A 21,009-nucleotide genomic window follows, 5' to 3' on the forward strand; every position below is an offset into this window, starting at 1 on the left:
CCGACTGACGATCTGCGCTAAGCAACAGGCAAAATCAGGCAGACAGCAGACCTTATCAGCATGTACAAAAAAGCAATTGCCAAGAAATCCAAGTCAATCAGCGCAAAGAAGACCGGGGCGACAACCGGCGCGCGGGAAGGCGCATCGGGTGTATCTTATTCGGTGCCTGCACTGGACAAAGCGCTCGACATCCTCGAACTGATGTCAGAATTGTCCAGGCCGGTGACGCCGAGCCAGATCGCCCAGCAACTGGGCCGCTCGCTCCAGGAAGTTTACCGCGTCGTGTTGGTTCTCGAAGGGCGCGGCTACATTATCCGGCCGCCCGGGACCGAGGCGCTGGTGTTGTCTACCCAGCTATACGGACTTGCGACGCGCTTTCCCCCGTTTCGCCGCGTGGTGGACGTAGCCCAACCCATCATAAACAATCTGGCGATCGAAAGTGGTGAAGCGGCCCATATTGCTGTGCTCGATGGTTTGCGCATGTGCATCATCGCCCAGGTGGATAGCCCCCAGCCGATAGGCGTGCGGTTGCGCGTGGGCGCTCACAGCCCCGCGGTCATGGGGTCGTCCGGGCGGACGCTGGTCGCCTTTCAGCCAAATCTGGTGCGCGAGTGGTACCTGCAACAGGCAGCCACGCATCTGGAAAGACAGGAATTGGATTATGCCCGGAATCGCGTGGACAAAATTATCGCCAATGGGTGCGAGATCGTCGAAGGCCGTCTGATCCCGGGTGTCATCGACATCTGCTTTCCCATCCTCGATAGCACGGGCAATGCACTTGCAGCGGTAACGGTGCCTTATTTGGGGACTTTTGGCGTGGCCAAGCCGCTACCTGTTGTTGTCTCAATGCTTCACGCGGCTGCCGACAGCATTTCGATGACTATGGGCGGCAAGCTTGCACCGCTGGTTTCGCCGTTGCCTCAACCGGAAGCGGCGCCACGTGTCAAAAAATAGGGCAGGCAAAGAGGTCCCTGAGTACTGGTCTGAATATGGCGACAACAGTAGAGCTTTTTCAAGAAATGTTCGCGCGGGACCGCCGTCTTCTGGCTGCGCATGGTGCGATTTCAATCTTCAGTTTTCGATATCCCTCCGGCGTTGCCGCGCTTGAGGTGCACACCGGTTCTGCATGCTTTGTGCTCCTGCCGTTTCAGGGCCAGCAAATCTGGGATGCCTGGACTGGCGAAAGACGATTGACCATGAAATCGGTCTTCCAAGAGCCTCTCGCTACGCGCGAATTTCGACGGACATATGGTGCCTTCTTTGTGCATTGCGGTGCAACGGCGATGGGAAGTCCGCAATCCGGTGAAACTCACATGCCGCACGGCGAACTTCCCAATATCACATTTGATAGTGCCCGGCTGATGTTTGGGGATGGTGACCAGGGGCGATATATCGAATTGACTGGCCTGGCCCATGACCGAGAAGCTTTCTCTCATGCCTATGCCTTTCGGCCCCGGCTGCGTTTTCGCGAGGGGCAGGCCGACGTCCATCTCACGGTCGAGGTTGAGAATATCGGCGGCGCGGCCATGCCTTTCATGTATCTTGGACATGTCAATTTCCGCCCAGTCGATGGCGGGCGATTGCTGGACGGGTTGGCGACCGAGACCGCGATCCAGTGGTACAAACCCGAGTTGCCGGCAGATGCCCCGCCTGAGGTGCATCGTTGGCACGACGAGGTGAGTGCTTCCCCCGGGCGCCATCGCCAGATTCACGCACACGATCGCGTCGAGCCGGAGTTCGTGACCACGGTGAGATTACCCGCAGATGCCGATGGCTGGGCACACGCGCTACAAGTTCTACCCGATGGATCCGCCGACTTCGTCAGCTATCGCCCCGCTGACCTGCCTTTCGGCGTACGCTGGATAACTCGCGCACCTGAGCGCCAGGCGCTGGGGATCATACTACCCGCCACGGCAGGACCTGAGGGGCGCGCGGCCGCCAAGGCCGCCGGGCATTTGCTCTACCTTCAGCCAGGCCAGACGTTTTCGACTGAAATCCGCTTCGGGGCGCTTTCCCAGGCTGAAACCAGTCTTCTGGTCGAGCAGTTTTGATACTCCAAGTCCCTGAAATCTGACGGAACCCTTTTCTGACAATCGGGCGTCGCAAACATCGTCGTTTGCGGAGGCCCTGTTCACTAAGGTCGAGCGTCGGCTGTGTGATCCAGATCTGTCAGCGCATACTTTTTAAAACTGTTTCTGCCACATCGATCGTGCGGTCGATATCGGCCTCGGTGTGGGCCGCGCTGATATGATTGCGCTTCATCGCGACAGGAAGCATGTAGATACCACGATCACACATTGCCTGACGGAACCTGACATCATTGGTCGTGTCATTGCGCAGCAGGTCCTCGTAGTCGCTGATGTCGCCCGTCATGAAGTAGGGAGTAAACACGGACCCAAAACCGGCGACCTCCAGAGGAATGCCCAACCGCTCCCCAATCTCGCTTAAGCCCGCGCGCATTTTCTCGCCCAAGCGGAAAGTCCGTTCATGGACGCTGCCATCCTCAAGTGCCGCTATGGTGGCCAGCGCCGCCGACGTTCCGACCGGATGACCGTTATAGGTGCCGCCGACAAACACCTTGCCGCCCGGTTCGGTGCTGAAATGGCGCATCACCTCGCGCTTTCCAGCAAGCACTGCGCAGGGATAACCATTAGCGATGGCCTTAGCCATCGTTGTAACGTCCGGCGTTACCCCGATATGGGCCTGAAAGCCGCCGAGCCCGTGGCGGAAACCAGTAATGACCTCGTCAAATACCAGGACAATTCCGTGTTCGTCGCACAGTCGGCGCAGCCCTTCCACGAAGTTTCGCCTCGGCAGTACACAACCAATGTTGTGCGGTATGGCCTCCAGGAAAATTGCCGCGACCTGGTCGGTGTTTTCCTTAATTAATGTCTCCACGCTCTCAAGATCATTGAGACGCGCAATCAGCGTATTGTCGATCGCATCCTGCAATTGTCCGGCCGACCCAGGGTCTTGCTTGCCGATCATGTTGGCGGGGCTGGCTATGTTCATTAACAAGTAATCGTGCCAGCCGTGGAAAGTGCCCTGGAATTTGATAAGCTTGGTCCGGCCCGTTACGCCCCGGGCTAGCCGCACTGCCATATAGGTCGCCTCTGAACCGGTATTGAAGCATAGCACTTGCTCGGCGGAGGGCACGTGCTGCACAACCTTTTCGGCGAGTAGTATTTCTCCCTCGTCGGAGCCGATGCCGGTGATGTCGGGACCAGCAAGCGCCTGCGCGACGGCCTTGTTGACGGCGGAGTCGTTGTGGCCAAGCACTATCGGGCCGAAGGCCGCGTGGTAGTCAAGAAAGGTGTTGCCATCCACGTCCCGCATATAGGCGCCTTCCGCCCAGTCCCAGCTGAATGGACCGGGGAGGCGGCGGCTGGCCGAATTCACTCCGCCGGGTATGACCTTTTTGCGCGATCCCGCTGGCGGGCAGAGAGGTGGAATTTCATTTGAACCCTTGTTGGTTCAGCCCAGCCCGAGAAGTGACAGGCTATTGCGGTTGATAATCTCTTCGATGCGCTCCTCGGGAACGCGCGGTAGTTCTGTGCCTTCGACAATCGCGTTGACCCGGCGGAGCCCGTCGATGGTTTCCTGGATGGTGGTTATGGGAAAATCGGAAGCCAGCAGAACCTTGTCGAGGATGTTCCACTCGGTGGCTCGAACCAGGGCCTCCCATTGCGTGAAAGGCCGGTAGAACAGGCCGGAAATGTCGGTGTAGACATTGGGATGCTTGCGCACGACGACAACTGTGTCGGCTGTCCATGGATGGCCCATATGGGCCATGATGATCTTGAGGTCAGGATATCGCTGGGCAATCTCATCCACCACCAGCGGATGCGCGTAACGGATCGGCGCCATGCGAACCGGGGATGTGCCGATGTGAAACAGGATCGGCAGACAGTGGCGTTCTGCTTCGGCGTAAATTGCCAGCGCACGGGCATCGAGTGGGTCAAATATTTGGTAGTTCGCACCCATCTTGATGCCTTTCAGGCCAAAATCCGTACGGCAACGTTCCAACTCTTCGAGCGCATGGATGTCGTATGGATGGAGCGACATGAAGCCGATCAGTTTCTCGGGAAATGCTCTGACGAATTCGGCAGTGGCGATGTTTGCATCCGACCAGTCACCCGGCTTATCGGGGCCGTTGACGCTGCCGGTTCGTTCCGTTGGGTGCCATTTTATCGGGAATACCAGCGTTCGGTCTGCAGGTTCCGCTGCCTCCATGAAGTTGGTCCAGGTGTACACTGACTCAACCGCACGGTCTGGGCGCCAGGCAGGATTGGTCTGCCTCATTCCGTCGGGAATATGTTCGCGGAATTGCGGTGTGTGAGAGTGAACATCAACAATCATCAGCAGTCTCATCTCGCGCTCTTAGGAAATGGATCTCGCCCATTCGCACACTCAACACATTTCACGTGAAGAATGTCAATTTTATATCTGGAATAATGTCGCTTAACGCGCAAGCGGTCAACTCCCTTGCGGCGTTACATTGCGCGTGCGCATGAGAGCATCGTGAAGTCGTGCAAAATCTTCGAAGTGTCGTTACATCGCGCCGTGACCAGAGCCGCCATCGTCAAACACTTTTTGGGGTGGCTGCACCGGTTGAAAGCCGGGGCGCGGGGCCATCGCGTTGAATGTGCGGCATTACAGCGAACAGCTCAGTGAGACAGTTAAGGAAAAGCTGCTGAAAAATGCTAGTCAAATATTTTTAGGACGGAAGCTCGGGAGGAAATGTTTTTCAGAGGGGAAGGGTGCCAGTAACCGCCAATCGGTAGGCGGACAGTACCTTGCCAATCGATGCCAGGACCAGCGAGCGCGGGTCCGATGACGTTCGGCTTGCCCGGACGTCATCATAGATGTGGCCGCAATACTGGCTGATCATGGTTTCATCGATGGCGTAATCGGCTGAGAGCAGATCAGTAACCGCACGTTGAGCGTCGACTTCATCCCAATAGTAGCGAATGCGATCACTATAGCTGTAGTGTCGGGCAAGCCGCAATTGGGCCTCGGAGCCGGCATAGTGACGCTGCCAATAGGCAGGCCGAGCTAACATAAGTCGCTCCATCGTTGTCGATAGCATTGGTGAGTTGGGCGTGGCGGCCTGGCGGATAGCATCCAGCCCATACAGTGCTTCACGCATTGCAAAGGTCAGCCATGGCCCGACCTTGAGTATACCAAAGCCATCAGAGACCAGATCGGCCAACCCTCCTGGACGCTGGTAGTCGGTCGAATGGGCCTCAAACAGCAACCCGGGAAACTCATCGAGAACCGGGGGCAGGGCGACGGCAGCGGCGCGGTCATAAAAATGTACGCTGGTGCTGCCGAACTCGACGCCAGGCTGGACCACAACGCCAATGATGCGCGCGGTGGCCGTTGCGACACCATGGCGGCTAAAAGCATCTTGATGCAGCCCGATAGTGTCGCGCACGGCCTCAGGCGTGGTAATGGCCAGGCTGGTTTCCACCTCGATCGCGCCACCGGGCGGTGGCACCTCGGTGCCGACAACATAATAGGGGGTGGTGCCTAGACGGGCGGCGGCCTGTTCGGCTATCGCGCAGAGCTGGCCCGCGCGCTCCGCAATCAATGCGTCAGTCAACTGTGCTGGATCATCTGCGCAGCGCATGCTGCAATCGAGGTGGATTTTCTCAAATCCCGCCGCCACATACGCGGCCACCATCACGCCGGCGCGCGCCATCGCTGTCGCCGCTGGCAGACGGGTCCACGGATTGGGGCCGAGATGATCGCCACCCAGAACGATTCTATCGCGCGGCAGGCCGATAAGATCCGCCAGTGCCCGCACACGGGCGCTGAAATCATCTGGCCGCATGCCGGTATATCCACCATCCTGATTGACCTGGTTGCAAGTTGCCTCGATCAGCGCAACGCTGCCACTGTCGCGAGCCTCGGTCAATGCGGCCTCAAGCACCAGCGGATGGGCCGAGCACACCGAGACCAGTCCAACGGGCCGTCCAGCGTCACGGGACTTGCGCAGTGCCAACAGCGGATGGGGAGACAGCCTGCTCATCCCTAGGCAACCTTGACCACTTTGGTCAGGTGACGCGGGGCGGCGCTATCGAGTTGGCGGAGCACCGCCAGCCGTTCGCCCAGCATCTGCAACGCGGGTAGGCTAACAAGCCCCCGTACCGCCGCAGGAGCGACATTGGGGATCTCAACGTCGCCTGGCCCGCCGATGGCCATAACCAGCGCGCCTAGCGCTCGAACGTCGTCAGTCAACTTGGCCTCAGCGGCGACATCGTCGGCGCCGTACAGCATGACAATAGCCATGGTGTCGTCGGCCAGGCTGATCGGGCCATGCCGATATTCGAGCGGGTGGAATACCTGAGTCACCGTGCAACTCATTTCCTGGGACTTGAGGGCGCCTTCTGCGGCAATACCATAAAGCGCGCCGCCGCCAAGAAACACCAGATGTCGCCGCTGGCCGATATCGTCAAGGTTCACCGCAAGCATGGCATCCAACGTGGCCGTCGCCATGTCGGCAAGCGCTGGCAAGTCCAGTTCGACCCCCGCAAATTGCAGCCCAAGCAATAGCATCAAGCTGGCGGAGGCGGTCATTACGATACCTTCGTCCGGGTGCGTCTCGGCCATCAGCACGGCGTCGGCCAGACCCGCCAGCGCACTGGCGGGCTCACAGGTAAGCCCGATGACCTTGGAACCGCGCGCTTGGCTAGCCCGAGCCGCCTCCACAGTTTCGGTGGATTCTCCGCTGCGAGACACTGCAATCACGGTCACGGGGCCGACAGCATAATTGTGCGGACGGATCGTCCACTCATGGCCCGGTGCCGCGATTGCGTCGATGTGCTGGGCGTTTAGCTGGGCGGCAATCGTCTGGGCGAGATAAAACGAAGTGCCACAGCCTACTACCACATAGCGAGTGCCCGGCTCAGCGCGGACGCCTTGATCGGCAAGGCCCCGCCACTGGGCGAACTGCTCAACGATGCTGCGTTTTGTGGCGTTCATGTTCATGATCCCGTATTTGAAAATTGCGTTGTTGGCACTGAGTGCTGCCGCGTTTGTGCACCCAGTTGCTGACCCAATTGTGCAAGCCAATGCGTGTCGATGGACCAATCGGCCAGTTTTGAGGCCCGCCAGAGCGCACCGCCGCAGGGCGGCAGGGCTGGCGTGACCATCGGCCCCAGTTGCCGCTCCAGACCGGAACGGATCAAGGGACTGGCGCTGAGCCCGCCCAGCATGCTCCAGGCACCTTCTGTTCCAAAACCACCGCTCCGGCGTCCGGCGTGCACATGGGCACTCAGATGTACAACCGCGGCCTCGATCAGGGACCTGGCGACCGGATCGTTGTCCTCGGCAATAGCAATAGTAGTGGCGGCGAGCGCCGCGATTTGTGAACGGGGATGGTGCAGCGCGCCGATCCACTCAAAAATGGCCGCAAGACGATCTTCCGGTGCACCCGCGAAGCGCCACGGAAGATCGTCGACAAGGCGGGTCGCCTGTCCACGTCCGTCAAGGGCGCGCGTTGCAAGGCCGAGCGCCTCGCGTCCAATCCAGTAGGCGCTGCCCTCGTCGCCGAACAACTCGCCCCAGCCGCCAGTGCGTGTGAGCGTTCCTGCACCTGAGCGCGAAACCGCCATTGATCCGGTCCCCGCGATCAGCAATACGCCGCCAGCGCCGAGAAAGGCCGCGTCGTGGGCGACATATACGTCATTGTCGATCACGGTGGGGATGTCGACCAGTAAGGTTTTCAAGGCATCCTCGACGCGGCGGTCAAGCACCGGGTTTTCCCGATAGCCGCCGATCGCTACGACTGCCTGCACAATGTCGGATCGGAACGGCTCAGTTGAGGCCAATAGCGTTTCGAGCGCCTCAAGCCAGTGGGGATTGTCGGCCAAATTGGTGCCCCCGACACGGCCATAATGCACCACCAAACCGGTGCGGTCGACCAGATTGAGTTGAGTCTTGCTGCCACCGCCATCAATGCCCAGAATGAGGGGTGTCATGGATCCGCGCCGCCCGAACCGCCGGTAACGATCAACTCGACGCCAGTGTTCCTGATTTCCTGACACCAGCGAGTTGGTAGCGTATCGTCGGTGATCGCATGGGTCAGATTTGAAAATTTGCCCACTACATAAGTGGCGCTGCGGCCGAACTTGCTGCCGTCGGCCAGAACTATGCGCTGACGCGAGCGCGCCAGCATGCGGGCATTCAAGCTGGCCTCGGCAAGATCCTTGGTGAAAATGGTCAGATCCTCGCTGATGGCACCGGCACCAATGAACAACTGGTCGAACTGCATGCGGTCCAATTGTGCTTCGGCGTGCGGACCGACCAGCGACGCATTTTCTGGGCGCAGTTCGCCACCCACCAGCAAGACTTTCACTCCCGTCACGCCCATCAGATCCTGCGCCACCGGCAGGCCATTGGTCACAGCGGTCAGCGGCATCGGATTAAGGCGTAACCGGCGGGCCAATTGCAGGACCGTCGTGCCGGCGTCCAAAAATATTGCTGAATGTGGTTGGATCAACTCGAATGCGGCGTCAGCGATGGCGCGTTTGGCGGCGATGTTGGCGTTTTCCCGTTGGATGAAGCCAAGCTCTATGCCCGTTCCTTCCGCCAGGCGTGCACCTCCATGCACGCGCTCGATCAGTCCACCCTTTTCCAGAACCATCAAGTCGCGGCGCAGTGTGGCAACGGAGGCGCCGACGGCCTCGCACAACTCCGTAATAGTACTTGCGCCATTGATATAGAGGTGCTGTCGGACCGCTTCCAGTCGACCAATTTTCATCCCGTTTCCCCAGCAACATCAGCGATCCGACAATAACGGTAACCGCGAGGCATCGTCAATCAAGATTATGACCGTACATGATCGTATCGTGGCATATGTAACTGGTATCGACGAAATCAGCTGCGTTAAATCATAAAAGTTCAAAAAAATAGCGTTATGTGATTGACGTTGTGGTGTCGGGCGACATAACTTCAGGCAAGGCGGGCCCTGTCTCGCTGCAGGAGGGGCAATGCGGATCGACTTCTCACCAGTGCTGGCACGATTGGACTATCTGCTGTCCGGGCTTAGCCTGACAGTGATGGTGTCTCTCGCCGCAATTGTGCTGAGTTTTGCCATCGGCGTGCTGGTCGCGACCAGTCGAATTTCCCGCTATCGCACTGTTCGGATTTTGGCGGCGGGCTATATAGATCTCTTCCGCAATACGCCTTTTTTGGTTCAGCTGTTTTTCCTGTATTTCGGCCTGCCCGAAATCGGCATTCCTACCGAACCGGTGACAACGGGCATTCTGGCGCTTAGCCTCACCGCTGCCGCCGGTAATGCCGAGATCGTGCGTTCAGGTATTGAGACGGTGCCGCGCGGTGTCGTCGAGGCGGGCCGGTCATACGGACTTTCGGCGCTCCAGGTCTATCGCTACGTGATCTTGCCAATTGCGCTTCGTGTCGCTTGGCGCCCGCTCGGCAACGCGTTCGTAAATCTGGTACTCACCACCTCGATCCTGTCCACCATCACGGTCAACGACCTGACGGGGAACGCCAACAATATCTCCTCGGAAACCTTCAAGCCGTTCGAGGTTTATCTGGTGGTATTGGTGATCTATTGCGCCGTCACATTCACGGTTTCAGCGGTGGTAAACGCTGTCTACGCGCTGTTTTTCGCTCGCATGGCGGAGCGGCCGGTCATTCGGGGGCAGGCGGCATAATGTACGAGATGTATCAAAACGTCGATTTTACGCTGGCCGACCTCGATCTGCTCTGGCGCGGGTTACAATGGACGCTGCTGGTGTGGAGCGCCTCGATGGTGCTCGGCATCGGGCTCGGGTTCGTGCTCGGATTGGTCGCCCATGCGCGTGTGCCAGTGCTGTCGCAACTGGTGACGGTGTTTGTCGAAACATTTCGCAATTCGCCACTTCTGGTACAGTTGTTTCTGGTGTTTTACGGCCTGCCGCTTGTGACGCCCTTTTCGCCGGGTCCCGCAGAGGCGGCCATTTTTACCGTCGCTATTAACACCGCCGCCTTTACCGTCGTTAACCTGGTGGCTGCGCTTGACGCCCTGCCGCGGGGTCAGTGGCAGGCGGCAGGGGCATTTGGACTGAGCTACGGCCAGACCATGCGCTATATCGTGTTGCCGCAAGCCATTCGTACAGCGCTGCCGCCGACCATGAACCTTGCGGTTAGCCAGTTGCAGACAACGTCGCTGGTCTCGATCATAGGCGTGGCCGATTTAACCCGTGTTGGCACCATGCTCTATACGCGCACTCTCAAGCCATTCCTGATCTGGCCGGCTATCGGGCTGATCTATTTCATTCTCGCCAAAATCCTGTCGGTCCTTGCCGTCAGGGTCGAACGGCGCCTGCAGACCAAGAACAGCTGGTTTCAGGCCGCAGCGTAGGGACATTCGATGATAGAGCTCTCCAATGTCGATAAGCACTACGGTTCGCTGCAGGTGCTCAGCAACGTTTCCATGCACTTCGCCGATGGCGAGGTAACCGCTATTCTCGGGCCGAGCGGGGCCGGAAAATCGACCCTAATCCGCTGCATCAATTGCCTCGAAGCGATTTCGGGCGGCGATATTGTGGTCAATGGCAAATCGGTGCGCGACAAGCGGGCTGTGCTCGATATTCAAAAACAGACCTCAATGGTATTCCAACACTTCAATCTCTACCCTCACCTGACAGCGCTGCAGAATATCACGCTCGCACCGATCAAGGTGTTGCGGAAAAACAAGGCCGACGTCGAGGCGCAGGCTCGTGGTCTGCTCGACATGGTGGGACTGGCCAGCAAGGGCGATCGTCATCCTGCCGAACTGTCCGGCGGTGAACAGCAAAGGGTTGGAATCTGCCGGGCGTTGGCGATGAACCCGCAGCATCTGCTGCTCGATGAGGTCACATCCGCGATTGATCCAGAGATGACAGCCGAAGTGCTGCGCGTCATCGAGGAGTTGGCTGGCACCGGGACCACCCTGATCCTGGTAACCCACGAAATCGAGTTTGCCCGTCGCATCGCCGACAAAGTGGCATTTATGGAGGGCGGCAAACTGGTCGCCCATAGCGACGCTGAAACGTTTTTCAACCACCAGAGCGAAGAGCGCATCAGCCGCTTCGTCGACAAGATGAAACACTGAGATGATCGTGTTAACCAACCATGAAGGCGGTGTCGGTATTGACACCACAGCGCGCGACCTGGCGGCGGGAGTTGGCGCACTTGACGCAGTTGAGGCCGGGGTCCGGATGGTCGAAGACGACCCCTCCATTCGCAGCGTCGGCTATAATTCCTGGCCAAATATTCTAGGACAGGTCGAACTGGATGCCGCCGTCATGGATGGTGCGACGTTACGCTCTGGTGCTATCGGCGGACTTATCGGCTTCAAGAATCCGGTGTCGGTGGCACGCGCGGTCATGGAGCGTCTGCCGCACGAAATTCTGGTAGGTGCCGGGGCAGCAAGGTTCGCTAGCGAAATCGGCGCAGAAACGGCTGAAAACCTCTCCGAGGCTAGCCGTGACACGTGGCAACGTGGTCTCAAAGAGTGGCTGTCGCCCAGAGAGCGTCAAGCATTTCCCGACATTGCCTTGACCGCGCTGTGCCAACGGGCCACCGATCCGGAATATCAGAAGGACACAACCGTGTTCCTCGCCATCGATGGTGCTGGTGACATGGCGAGCGCTGTCAGCACCTCAGGCTGGGCCTGGAAGTATCCTGGACGCCTTGGCGACAGCCCGATCATCGGCGCGGGAAGCTATGCCGACGGCGCCTATGGCGCCTGCGCCTGCACTCATACCGGCGAAATGACCATCCGCGCCGCCACCTCTCGTTCGGTAGTGCTCTATCTCAAAATGGGGCTGACGCTGGAAGATGCATTGTATGAGGCCGGTCGCGACTTGAAACGCCTGCGTGGCGGCCTGCTGCGGGGGGTAGCCATTCACGCGATCGATGCCAAAGGCGCGCATCGGGTCGCCTCGTTCGGTGAGGCAAAAGGGGTCGAATACTGGGTTTGGGAGGATGGCATGACACACCCCGAGAGGCGTGTGGCCATACATCTGGATGTCTAGGAAATCGCCAGCCTGACGCTGCGATGGAACGCAACCGCACCGGTTTGGTGCACTTAGGAGGAGAGACGAATGAAAACCTGGATCAAAACAGCGCTGGCGGGTATTGGCCTGTTGGCGGCCACTGCGACTGCAGCACACGCCGACGACCTGCAGTCCATCATCGACGCCGGCAAGGTGCGCGCCGGCGTATGCCTGACGTCCGAACCGGCGGGCTTCCGCGATGCACAGAACCTGCCCGTCGGCTATGACGTGGATGTTGCCACCTTGTTGGCTGAAAAGCTTGGCGTCGAACTTGAAATCGTCGAAGTGACCGGCTCAACGCGCATTCCAATGTTGCTTGCCAACAAGATCGACGTCATTATTTGCAATATCACCGCCACGACGGAGCGGGCCAAGTCAGTGGACTTCTCCTTCCCCTATTTGCGCACCGGCATTCGCATTCTGGTTCAAAAAGATGGTGACATAACCGGCTTCGACAGCCTGGCAGGCAAAAAGGTTGTCGTTGGTCGCGGCACGACCGGTGAAGCCATGGTAAAGCTTCGTGCGCCTGACGCGGAGCTCGTCTATATCGAGAGCCCCGGCGACGCGATCCTGATCATGAGGCAAAAAAAGGCCGACGCCTATGTCGAGGATAGTCTTGGGATCGACTGGATTGCCAAGACCTACGCGGACCAGATGATGAGCCTGCCCGATACCTACTCGTCCGATCCGATCACCATCGGCGTGCGCAAGGACAACCCCAGCTTCCTGCGCTGGATGGACCTGTTTGCGTCGACATTTGTGTCCTCGGGTACCTATAATGAATACTACACTAGGTGGTGGGGCACCACGCCACCAACGCTCAACGCCGTCTGGTAGTCAACTGTCAAATCTCTGTGGCCCGCCGTGATGCGGCGGGCCCTTGACCTCATGAATGGATAGATTCCCATGACGCCGTTTTCTGGCCTTGGTATGGATATGGGTACGCTTTCGCGGCTGTCGCACGCCCGGACACGCTCGATAAGCCCTGAAAATTTCACCGGTGAAAAGGGCCGTGGTGGCATGGCTACCGAGGGCACCGGTGCCATTCATGCGCGCGAACTGGGGCAGGGGTGGAAGGTGTCTCCCTCCATTGACATTGCAGCGGGCGAGACCCGCATTCTGGCCGACATCGCCGGCCCGGGGGCGATCCAGCAGCTGTGGATGGTGACCAATTCTCAGAAATGGCGCAGCTTGATCTTGCGCATATACTGGGACGAGCAAGAACACCCCTCGGTGGAGGTGCCACTTGGCGATTTCTTTGCAAATGGTTGGGGTATTTATGCCCACGTCAATTCGCTGCCAGTATGCGTCAATCCGGGTCGGGCGTTTAACTGCTACTGGGAAATGCCGTTTCGCGAGCGGTGCTGCATCACTTTGGAAAACCGCGATGGCGAACCCGCCACGCTTTACTATCAGTTCAACTACACGCTGACAGACGTGCCACCTGACGCTGCCTATTTTCATGCACAGTTCCGGCGCACCAACCCTTTGCCGAATGGCGAGGTCTATACCATCCTCGATGGCATTAGCGGGCAGGGCCATTATGTCGGCACCTACATGGCTTGGGGGGTCAACAATAATGGTTGGTGGGGTGAAGGCGAAATCAAGTTCTTCATCGACGGCGATGATCCATTCCCGACCATCTGTGGTACCGGTACGGAAGATTATTTTTGTGGCGGCTACAATTTTGATCCCGGCAGCATCGACCCTCGCAAGGCTGGCGGTTACACCGAATACAGCACTGCCTATGCGGGTATGCCACAGGTAATCCGACCTGATGGGCTTTACAACGCCCAGCAGCGGTTCGGTCTTTATCGCTGGCATATCACGGATCCCGTGCGCTTCGAGATCGATCTCGCCGTGACGATCCAGGCACTGGGCTGGCGGATCGAAAAAAATCGCCGCTATCTGCCACTCCAGGACGATATTGCCTCGGTGGCCTATTGGTACCAAACACTGCCAACTGCGCCCTTCCCACCGCTGGGTGACCGCGACGCACTAGATGTTATTTAGCGACGGTGTTGGGTAACTTCCGCGCGTCACTGGCGGATGGCTATTCATCAGACGATTGCCGGCCGACGAGCCATCTGCATGAACGCGACTGCCGACGTTTTTTGCGGGAGATATCCATTACTCTCCAGTTTTGGGAAAGATGGAACTGTTCACAGCAAAAGGATCAACGTCCACTGAGGTGCCTTTGATCAAGTTGACCTACGAAGACCAATGGGAGCGGAATCATGACCAAAGCAATTGTTATAGGTGCCACCGGGCACATCGGCACCTATCTGGTACCGCGCCTGGTTGAGGCAGGTTACGAGGTTGTGGCCGTTAGCCGAGGCAAGCGCCCTCCTTATCGCGACAACGCGGCATGGTCTAGCGTTGAACGGATCACCCTGGATCGTGAAAAACTTGAGTCGGAGGGAACGTTTGGTACTACAATTGCCGAGCTTAACAGCGACATCGTTATCGACTTGTTCTGCTTCACCCTGCCCAGCGCCAAACAGTTGGTGGCGGCTTTAAGAGGGCGCGTAAGTCACTTTATTCACGTGGGAACGATTTGGACGCACGGCCGCTCAACCGTTGTGCCCACCCGCGAAGAGGCACCCAAGCATCCCTTTGGCGAATATGGTATCCAAAAGCGAGCGATAGAGACTTTTCTGCACGACGCCGTCCAAAGGGAGCGTATTCCAGCGACAGTTCTCCATCCGGGTCATATTGTGGGTCCTGGATGGTTGCCGGTAAATCCGGCGGGCAACTTCAACCCCAAAGTGTTCTCGATGTTGGCTCGAGGAGAACCTGTCACCCTGCCAAATTTCGGAATGGAGACGGTGCATCACGTCCACGCCGACGACATTGCTCGATTGTGCCTGGCAGCGCTAGCCCATCGAAGCCAGTCGGTTGGCGAGAGTTTTCATGCCGTATCCGAGGGCGCAGTCACATTAAGCGGCTTTGCCGAAGCAGCAGCAAATTGGTTTGGTAACTCCGCAAATCTCAACTTTTTGCCCTACGATGAATGGTCGCAAAACCAGCAAACAGAAGACGCCAAAGCTACATGGGAGCATATCGTGCGCAGCCCAAACTGTTCCATGGACAAAGCGAGACGGTTGCTCGACTTTCGCCCACGGTATAGCTCACTCGCGGCCGTGCAAGAAGCTGTTCAATGGCTTGTCGCAGACGGGCAAGTCCAGACCACTTAGTCAAAACCTGCCGGATTCGTGATGCGGTACTGGGGAAACCAGCGCCGGCAATATTGACTGTCCGCGAACCTGATGTGGCACAGAGCACCAAAGACATCGAGGAGCGTGGGCATCAGGCCGGGATCTGGGTCAGGTAGCGCGATGCTGTCCCTGACATTGCGCGTGGTCAGGATGAATGAATAGGGGCGGTTTCGTGGTCGACGAGGGTAGTCAAGATTAAAGTGGTATAGCATCGTGACCGGTACCGGATGGGCTCCGATATTGTCCACTCTGTTGTTGAGGCCTTGAGATATTGCGGCGCCGTCAGCTACAAACTCAATCCCAAATTGCTAACATGGCAGATTCCACATAGCGCAAGTGCGCGCTCATGGCGGATCGCGCCGTTGCAGAATCTGCATTTATGATCGCGGTTGCGATCTGCGAGTGGTCATTGAGAATGTGTTTGCGTACTGAACTGATATCCGCGAGATGTTGGTGAAAGCGCGTATCCAGCTCCTCGCTGCGAGAGTCCCAAAGACTGGTTAAGATTTCACGCAGCACCAAATTATTGCAGGCTTCGGCGATGACCGTATGGAGTGCACGGTCACTCTCTGACGACCACCGGTTGGTTGCTATTTCTGCGTGCATGGTATCAACGATCCGTAGCAATTTGCCCTTGCTCTCTGGTCCAATGTTCTGCGCGGCGAGTGCTGCCACCTCAGGTTCAATCAGTCGGCGAGCGCCAATGATTTCAATTGGGGAATGATTGTGCTCAGGCAGGCCAATAGTTCCGCCGCCTTGGCTCTTCACAAAGGCGCCGACGCCAACGCGAACTTCAACCAAACCTGCGACTTCCAGCGCAATCAGAGCTTCGCGGACGGTGGGACGCGATACGCCTAGACTGATCGCCAAGTCACGTTCGGAGGGGAGTTGTTGTCCAACGTTGGCTGTGCCCGAAACGATCTGATCTCGGATTTGATCTGCAATTTGGACGTAGAGCTTCCTGTTTGAAACGGCCTGAAGCTTCATGACTTACCTAGTGCTGGTTGTGCTTTCTTGCACGTTCTCGTGGCGGTGTACCCCTCATAGCTTCATGAATTCAGGCTGTCCACTGGTATTACCACTTGACAGCCTTGCCGTCATACATTTAATTCGCGTCCTAACAGAACTCTGGACGGCTGCGAAATAGTACGAGGCTACCAGTGTCCCGGCGATATTTTGCGGCAATTTGGCCAGCTATGAAGCAGGTCGAGCCGCGCGGAGCAAAGCGCAACTCGAGGATGAGACATGAACGATCAGATTTCGGTTAAGGACTTGGTCCTGGCCCAGGATAAGAAGGATTGGTTTGTTGCCGACCGCTTTGGAATGTTCATTCACTGGGGGCTTTATTCGCTGGGAGCCCGCCACGAATGGCTGAAAAATCGCGAAGAGATCACCACCGCGGACTATCAGAAGTACTTCGATAACTTCGATCCCGACCTCTATGATCCAAAGGAGTGGGCGCGCCGGGCCCGCGAGGCGGGAATGAAATACGTCGTCATCACCACCAAGCATCACGAAGGATTTTGCCTCTTTGACACCAAGGCAACTGACTACAAGGCAACCAGCACACCCTACGGCAAGGATCTCATCAAGCCATTCGTGGATGCGTTCCGATCTGAAGGTCTCAGGGTTGGCTTCTATTATTCGCTGATCGACTGGCACCATGACGACTTCGGCATTGATGTGCACCACCCCCAGCGCAATCGCCTCGACGCGGCCGAGATGAACAAAGGCCGCCAGATAATCGACTACGCCGGCTACATGCGGGAGCAGGTCACCGAACTGCTGACCAATTACGGCAAGATCGACGTCATGTGGTTCGATTTCTCGTACCCCAAGCGCGTCTATCGCGATCTCCCGGGCAAGGGGCGCGCCGATTGGGAAAGTGACAAGCTGCTTAAGTTGGTGCGGGACCTGCAGCCCGATATCATCGTCAACAATCGCCTCGATCTGCTCGACGAGGAAGGTTTCCTTCCCGATATCACAACGCCCGAGCAATACACACCGCGCCAGGCGCCAAAGGTCAAGGGACAGGACGTTACCTGGGAAGCCTGCCACACTTTTTCCGGTTCCTGGGGATACTATCGCGATGAGCAGACTTGGAAGAGCCCGGAGCAGCTGATCAAGATGCTGGTTGACACCGTCTCGCTCGGCGGCAATTTGCTGATGAATGTCGGCCCCACCGGTCGCGGCACCTTTGATGGCCGCGCCAATGATGCACTGGCAGTTTATGGCGAATGGCTGCGCGTGAACGGACGGTCTATTTACGGGGCCGGACCTAGCCAGGTTCAGGCACCGGCGGATTGCCGCCTTACCCAGAATGGTAACCGTCTATATCTGCATATTTACTCTTGGCCGTTCCGTCATATTCACATCGATGGCTTCGGCGACAAGCTTAAATACGCGCAGTTTCTGAGTGATGCCAGCGAAGTGCGGTGGCTTACGCCTGAGCCAGAAGTCGACAGCAATATCGGTGTCGCCATCCCCCGGGGCTCGATAACGCTGGAACTACCTGTCCTGAAACCTGACGTCGTTGTCCCCGTCATCGAATTGATCCTGAAGGACTGACGCCTGGCTCACAGGTGGTCCGGTTGAGGAGCCGGGCTGCCCTTTGGTAACTGAGGAGGAGACCTCTATGAAGACGATCAAGAGTTTAGCCGCTGCCGCATTGTTGACGACGGCACTGGTGACATCGGCGCTGGCCCAGGACGAGGTTAACTTGACTTGGCAGATGTGGGGCAGCAACGAGATCCGACATCGCGGCTTGGCAACATCTGGCCGATATGGTTACAGAGCAACATCCTGACATCAAGGTGACGCTAAAAACTGCCCCATGGGGTGATTATTGGACCAAGCTGCCGGTGCTGGCGGCTTCCGGTCAGCTTGCCGACATCGTCGCCATGCAGTCACTGCGCATGCCCAATTTCTATTCGATCCTTGAGCCGCTTGGCGACCGGGCAAAGGCTGACAGCTTTGATGTCGATGCCTTTGACAGCTCCATCATTGGCGGCATGTCGGCCAACGGAGAACTGTATGGTCTGCCCTATGACGTGGGCCCGTGGATGATATTCTATAACAAGGACATGTTCGCCGCTGACGGTGTGGCTGAACCGACGCCCGGCTGGACCTTTGACGAATTCGTGACGACGGCTAAAGCACTGACCAAGGATGGCAATTACGGCGCCGGCATCACCCCTCAGAATTTTTCTATCATCGCCTCGGCGCTGGGTGACCACTACGTTACAGATGGCACGCTCGATCTGACCAATGCCGGCGCAATTGCAGCTGCCCAGTCAATGGTAGACTTGGTTGCAACCGACAAGGTCGCACCTGTGGTTGCATCCGGTTCTGATCCCGGCGCTTTCATTTCCGGCCGTTTCGATGCTGGCAATGTGGGCATGTATATTGATGGCCCCTGGGCGATGATCAACAAAATCGACACGGTTGACTTCCAGATCGGGCTAGCGCCGCTCCCGCGCGGCGAAGGCGACCTCGAGGCAGCGACCGCCGGTTCCGGTTTTGGCATCTCCGCCTCCAGCACGCATAAAGATGCGGCCTGGCAGGCCATTCAAGTCATCACCAGCCCGGAAGCCCTCGTATATCTGGCATCCCAGGGCCGTGCCCTGCCGGCCCGCACCGCCCAGCAAGTAACCTGGTATGACGTGGCGGCCAAGGACGTGGCCGGTGCCCGCGAGGCGCTGGAATATTCCCTCGCCCATTCGGCCACATACGAAATTACCGACAACTGGAATGCGGTGGAGAACCTGTTCAATCAGTACTTCCCGCAGGCCTTTGCCGGCAGTGCGACGGCCGAAGCGACCATGAATGCCGTCCAGAGCCTGGCCGTAAACCAATAGCGTTCCTCCGGGGGCGACCAACCTTCGGGCTCGTCGCCCTCCTCTTTTCTGCATGTGAGGGCCTATGACCGACCTAGTTTCAACGCCTGCGCCGCTTCAGCGGCGGCGTCGGAGAAAAGACAAGATATCAGCGGCCGAAACGCGCGCCGCGTTCCTGTTCCTGTTGCCCAGTCTGCTCGGCTTTCTGGCATTCATGCTGATCCCGATCATCGCCTCGCTTGGTCTCAGCTTCACCAACTGGCAATTGCTCAAGCCGCCCGAATTCATCAGCTTCTCTAACTATATCCGCCTGCTCACCACCGACCCGTCCTTCTTCAAGGTTCTCGGCAACACGCTGTTCTTCACCATCGAATATCTAGTCCTTAACATCGTCATCTCGCTGACGCTGGCAGTTTGGATCTCCAGTCTCAAGCGTGCCCAGCAGTGGTTTCGAGTTATCTTCTTCATCCCTACCTTCACCCCCACCATCGCCGTCTCAATCGTATGGTTGCTGATTTTCACCCCCGGCGGCGTCATGGATTACGTGTTCCAGACCCTGTCGCTGAACGTCCCCAACTTGCTGCTTGACGGCAATTTGGCCATGCAGGCTGTCATCATCGTCACGCTGTGGGCCAGTGTCGGCTACAACATGGTGCTGTTCAACGCCGCCCTGGACATGGTGCCGCAAAGCTATCTGGAAGCAGCGCGTATCGACGGCGCTAGTGCTTGGGACCAGTTCTGGAAAATCCGCCTACCCCTTATCTCGCCGACCATCTTTTTCGGTACGGTCATGACCGCCATCACCTCGCTGCAGGTCTTCGACCAAATCTATGTCATCACCCGCGGTGGTCCAGGTTCGTCCACTGCGACGCTCGGTTTCGCCATCTACACCAATGGTTTCCAGAACTACCAGATGGGATATGCCTCATCGCTGGCCTGGGTGATGTTCGTGATGATTATGGCGCTCACCGGTCTCCAATTCTGGCTCCAGCGTAAATGGGTGCATTATGACGCCTGAGCATCGAATACCGCACCAGCCGCCGCGCCAGTTCCACACCATCGCCATCGAGGTCCTCAGCCTTCTGGGGCTTTCACTTGTCGCGCTGTTGTTTCTGTTCCCGTTTTTCTGGATGGTTTCCAACGCCGTCCGGGGCAACAACGAAGTACTCGCGGTGCCGCCACGCCTGTTGCCCAACGAGTATCAATGGGGCAACTTCGTCGAAGCTTGGCTGCACCTGCCATTCGGCCGCTTCTTTCTCAATAGCTTTATCGTTGCCGGTAGTGTCACTGCCATCACTGTCGTGGTTTCGGCGCTGGCAGCGTACGCCTTCGCGCGGCTCAAATTTCCCGGGCGTGAGGGCATTCTAGTCGCCTATCTGGGCACGCTGATGATTCCGCAGGTAATGCTGGTTATTCCCCTGTTCCTGATCATCAGCAAGCTTGGCATGGTCAATACCTATCAGGGCATGATCCTTCCCATGGCATTCAGCTCCTTCGGTGCCTTCCTGTTGCGCCAATTCTTTCTCTCCATCCCCCGTGAACTGGAAGAGGCGGCGCTGATCGACGGGGCGTCGCGCCTGCGCATTCTGGTGTCGATCATTATTCCGTTGTCCATGCCAGCCATAGGTCTGCTCTCGCTGTTTACCTTCATTGGCCAGTGGAACAACTTCTTGTGGCCGCTGATCGTCGTCAACGGCATGGAATATGCCACGCTGCCACTGGGGCTGACCATGTTCCAGACCCAGCAGGGCACCGCCTGGAACTTCATCATGGCCGGCGCCACGCTCTCCATGATTCCGGGTGTGATCCTCGCCATCCTGCTGCAGCGCATCATCTACAAGGGCATTACGGTCGGCGCCGGGTTCGGCGGCCGCTGATGACCGAACGTACACAAAGGAAATC

19 protein-coding genes and 1 pseudogene are annotated in these 21,009 nt (G+C 57.8%); 13 read left to right on the forward strand and 7 right to left on the reverse strand.

Annotated features, from left to right (window positions below; all coding sequences use genetic code 11):
* The first annotated feature begins 60 nt into the window (after positions 1-60).
* Together PSQ90_RS10515 and PSQ90_RS10520 are read left to right on the forward strand one after the other, a co-directional pair.
* On the forward strand, positions 61-954 hold the full coding sequence (locus tag PSQ90_RS10515) for an IclR family transcriptional regulator (RefSeq protein ID WP_282210268.1): 894 nt from the start codon (positions 61-63) through the stop codon (positions 952-954).
* A gap of 65 nt (positions 955-1,019) precedes the next feature.
* A complete protein-coding gene (locus tag PSQ90_RS10520) occupies positions 1,020-2,051 on the forward strand; it encodes a DUF4432 family protein (protein WP_282210269.1) in 1,032 nt (343 codons plus the stop codon).
* Between the two features lie 118 nt (positions 2,052-2,169).
* Here PSQ90_RS10520 and PSQ90_RS10525 read toward each other — a convergent pair whose 3' ends face one another.
* From PSQ90_RS10525 to PSQ90_RS10550, 6 genes are all read right to left on the reverse strand, one after another.
* Entirely contained in the window at positions 2,170-3,336 is a 1,167-nt protein-coding gene (locus PSQ90_RS10525; protein ID WP_282210270.1) for an aspartate aminotransferase family protein, read from the reverse strand.
* Positions 3,337-3,474: 138 nt separating this feature from the next.
* Positions 3,475-4,371 carry an amidohydrolase family protein gene (locus tag PSQ90_RS10530; protein ID WP_282210271.1) on the reverse strand — a complete coding sequence of 299 codons (897 nt, stop codon included), beginning with the start codon at positions 4,369-4,371 and terminating at the stop codon, positions 3,475-3,477.
* A gap of 376 nt (positions 4,372-4,747) precedes the next feature.
* A complete protein-coding gene (locus PSQ90_RS10535) occupies positions 4,748-6,034 on the reverse strand; it encodes a class II D-tagatose-bisphosphate aldolase, non-catalytic subunit (protein ID WP_282210272.1) in 1,287 nt (428 codons plus the stop codon).
* A 2-nt stretch (positions 6,035-6,036) separates the two neighbouring features.
* The gene (locus PSQ90_RS10540; RefSeq protein WP_282210273.1) at positions 6,037-6,987 is read right to left on the reverse strand and encodes an SIS domain-containing protein; all 951 of its coding nucleotides are present in this window, start codon (positions 6,985-6,987) and stop codon (positions 6,037-6,039) included.
* A gap of 2 nt (positions 6,988-6,989) precedes the next feature.
* Complete coding sequence (locus PSQ90_RS10545) at positions 6,990-7,985, reverse strand: N-acetylglucosamine kinase (protein WP_282210274.1); 996 nt, start codon at positions 7,983-7,985, stop codon at positions 6,990-6,992.
* A complete protein-coding gene (locus PSQ90_RS10550) occupies positions 7,982-8,767 on the reverse strand; it encodes a DeoR/GlpR family DNA-binding transcription regulator (RefSeq protein ID WP_282210275.1) in 786 nt (261 codons plus the stop codon). Before PSQ90_RS10550 ends, PSQ90_RS10545 begins: the two co-directional genes overlap by 4 nt.
* A gap of 229 nt (positions 8,768-8,996) precedes the next feature.
* Here PSQ90_RS10550 and PSQ90_RS10555 point away from each other — a divergent pair, with 229 nt between their 5' ends.
* The 7 genes from PSQ90_RS10555 to PSQ90_RS10585 all read left to right on the forward strand — a co-directional run bounded on the left by PSQ90_RS10555 (position 8,997) and on the right by PSQ90_RS10585 (position 15,250).
* Positions 8,997-9,686, forward strand: coding sequence for an amino acid ABC transporter permease (locus PSQ90_RS10555; protein WP_282210276.1), 690 nt, complete (start codon positions 8,997-8,999; stop codon positions 9,684-9,686).
* Positions 9,686-10,375, forward strand: a complete 690-nt coding sequence (locus PSQ90_RS10560; protein WP_282210277.1) for an amino acid ABC transporter permease — start codon at positions 9,686-9,688, stop codon at positions 10,373-10,375. The genes PSQ90_RS10555 and PSQ90_RS10560 overlap by 1 nt, the downstream gene beginning before the upstream one ends.
* Before the next feature lie 9 nt (positions 10,376-10,384).
* Positions 10,385-11,107, forward strand: coding sequence for an amino acid ABC transporter ATP-binding protein (locus PSQ90_RS10565; RefSeq protein ID WP_282210278.1), 723 nt, complete (start codon positions 10,385-10,387; stop codon positions 11,105-11,107).
* A 1-nt stretch (position 11,108) separates the two neighbouring features.
* Positions 11,109-12,032, forward strand: a complete 924-nt coding sequence (locus PSQ90_RS10570; RefSeq protein ID WP_282210279.1) for a N(4)-(beta-N-acetylglucosaminyl)-L-asparaginase — start codon at positions 11,109-11,111, stop codon at positions 12,030-12,032.
* A gap of 69 nt (positions 12,033-12,101) precedes the next feature.
* Positions 12,102-12,890, forward strand: coding sequence for a transporter substrate-binding domain-containing protein (locus tag PSQ90_RS10575; RefSeq protein ID WP_282210280.1), 789 nt, complete (start codon positions 12,102-12,104; stop codon positions 12,888-12,890).
* A gap of 69 nt (positions 12,891-12,959) precedes the next feature.
* The gene (locus PSQ90_RS10580) at positions 12,960-14,066 is read left to right on the forward strand and encodes a glycoside hydrolase family 172 protein (protein ID WP_282210281.1); all 1,107 of its coding nucleotides are present in this window, start codon (positions 12,960-12,962) and stop codon (positions 14,064-14,066) included.
* A 224-nt stretch (positions 14,067-14,290) separates the two neighbouring features.
* Complete coding sequence (locus tag PSQ90_RS10585; RefSeq protein ID WP_282210282.1) at positions 14,291-15,250, forward strand: NAD-dependent epimerase/dehydratase family protein; 960 nt, start codon at positions 14,291-14,293, stop codon at positions 15,248-15,250.
* A gap of 315 nt (positions 15,251-15,565) precedes the next feature.
* On the opposite strand, the gene PSQ90_RS10590 is transcribed toward PSQ90_RS10585, so the two are convergent.
* Positions 15,566-16,258, reverse strand: a complete 693-nt coding sequence (locus PSQ90_RS10590) for a FadR/GntR family transcriptional regulator (RefSeq protein WP_282210283.1) — start codon at positions 16,256-16,258, stop codon at positions 15,566-15,568.
* Positions 16,259-16,516: 258 nt separating this feature from the next.
* On the opposite strand from PSQ90_RS10590, the gene PSQ90_RS10595 reads away from it, so the two are divergent.
* The 4 genes and pseudogenes from PSQ90_RS10595 (at position 16,517) to PSQ90_RS10615 (ending at position 20,984) form a co-directional block, all read left to right on the forward strand.
* On the forward strand, positions 16,517-17,839 hold the full coding sequence (locus PSQ90_RS10595) for an alpha-L-fucosidase (RefSeq protein WP_282210284.1): 1,323 nt from the start codon (positions 16,517-16,519) through the stop codon (positions 17,837-17,839).
* 67 nt (positions 17,840-17,906) lie between these two features.
* Positions 17,907-19,128 (forward strand): annotated as a pseudogene (locus PSQ90_RS10605) (ABC transporter substrate-binding protein).
* Between the two features lie 64 nt (positions 19,129-19,192).
* Positions 19,193-20,125: a carbohydrate ABC transporter permease gene (locus PSQ90_RS10610; RefSeq protein ID WP_282210287.1), complete on the forward strand. Its 933-nt coding sequence runs from the start codon at positions 19,193-19,195 to the stop codon at positions 20,123-20,125.
* Positions 20,115-20,984, forward strand: a complete 870-nt coding sequence (locus tag PSQ90_RS10615; protein ID WP_282210288.1) for a carbohydrate ABC transporter permease — start codon at positions 20,115-20,117, stop codon at positions 20,982-20,984. The genes PSQ90_RS10610 and PSQ90_RS10615 overlap by 11 nt, the downstream gene beginning before the upstream one ends.
* Positions 20,985-21,009 lie beyond the last annotated feature (25 nt).

It is taken from the genome of Devosia rhodophyticola (assembly GCF_028816475.1).
GTDB lineage: Bacteria > Pseudomonadota > Alphaproteobacteria > Rhizobiales > Devosiaceae > Devosia > Devosia rhodophyticola.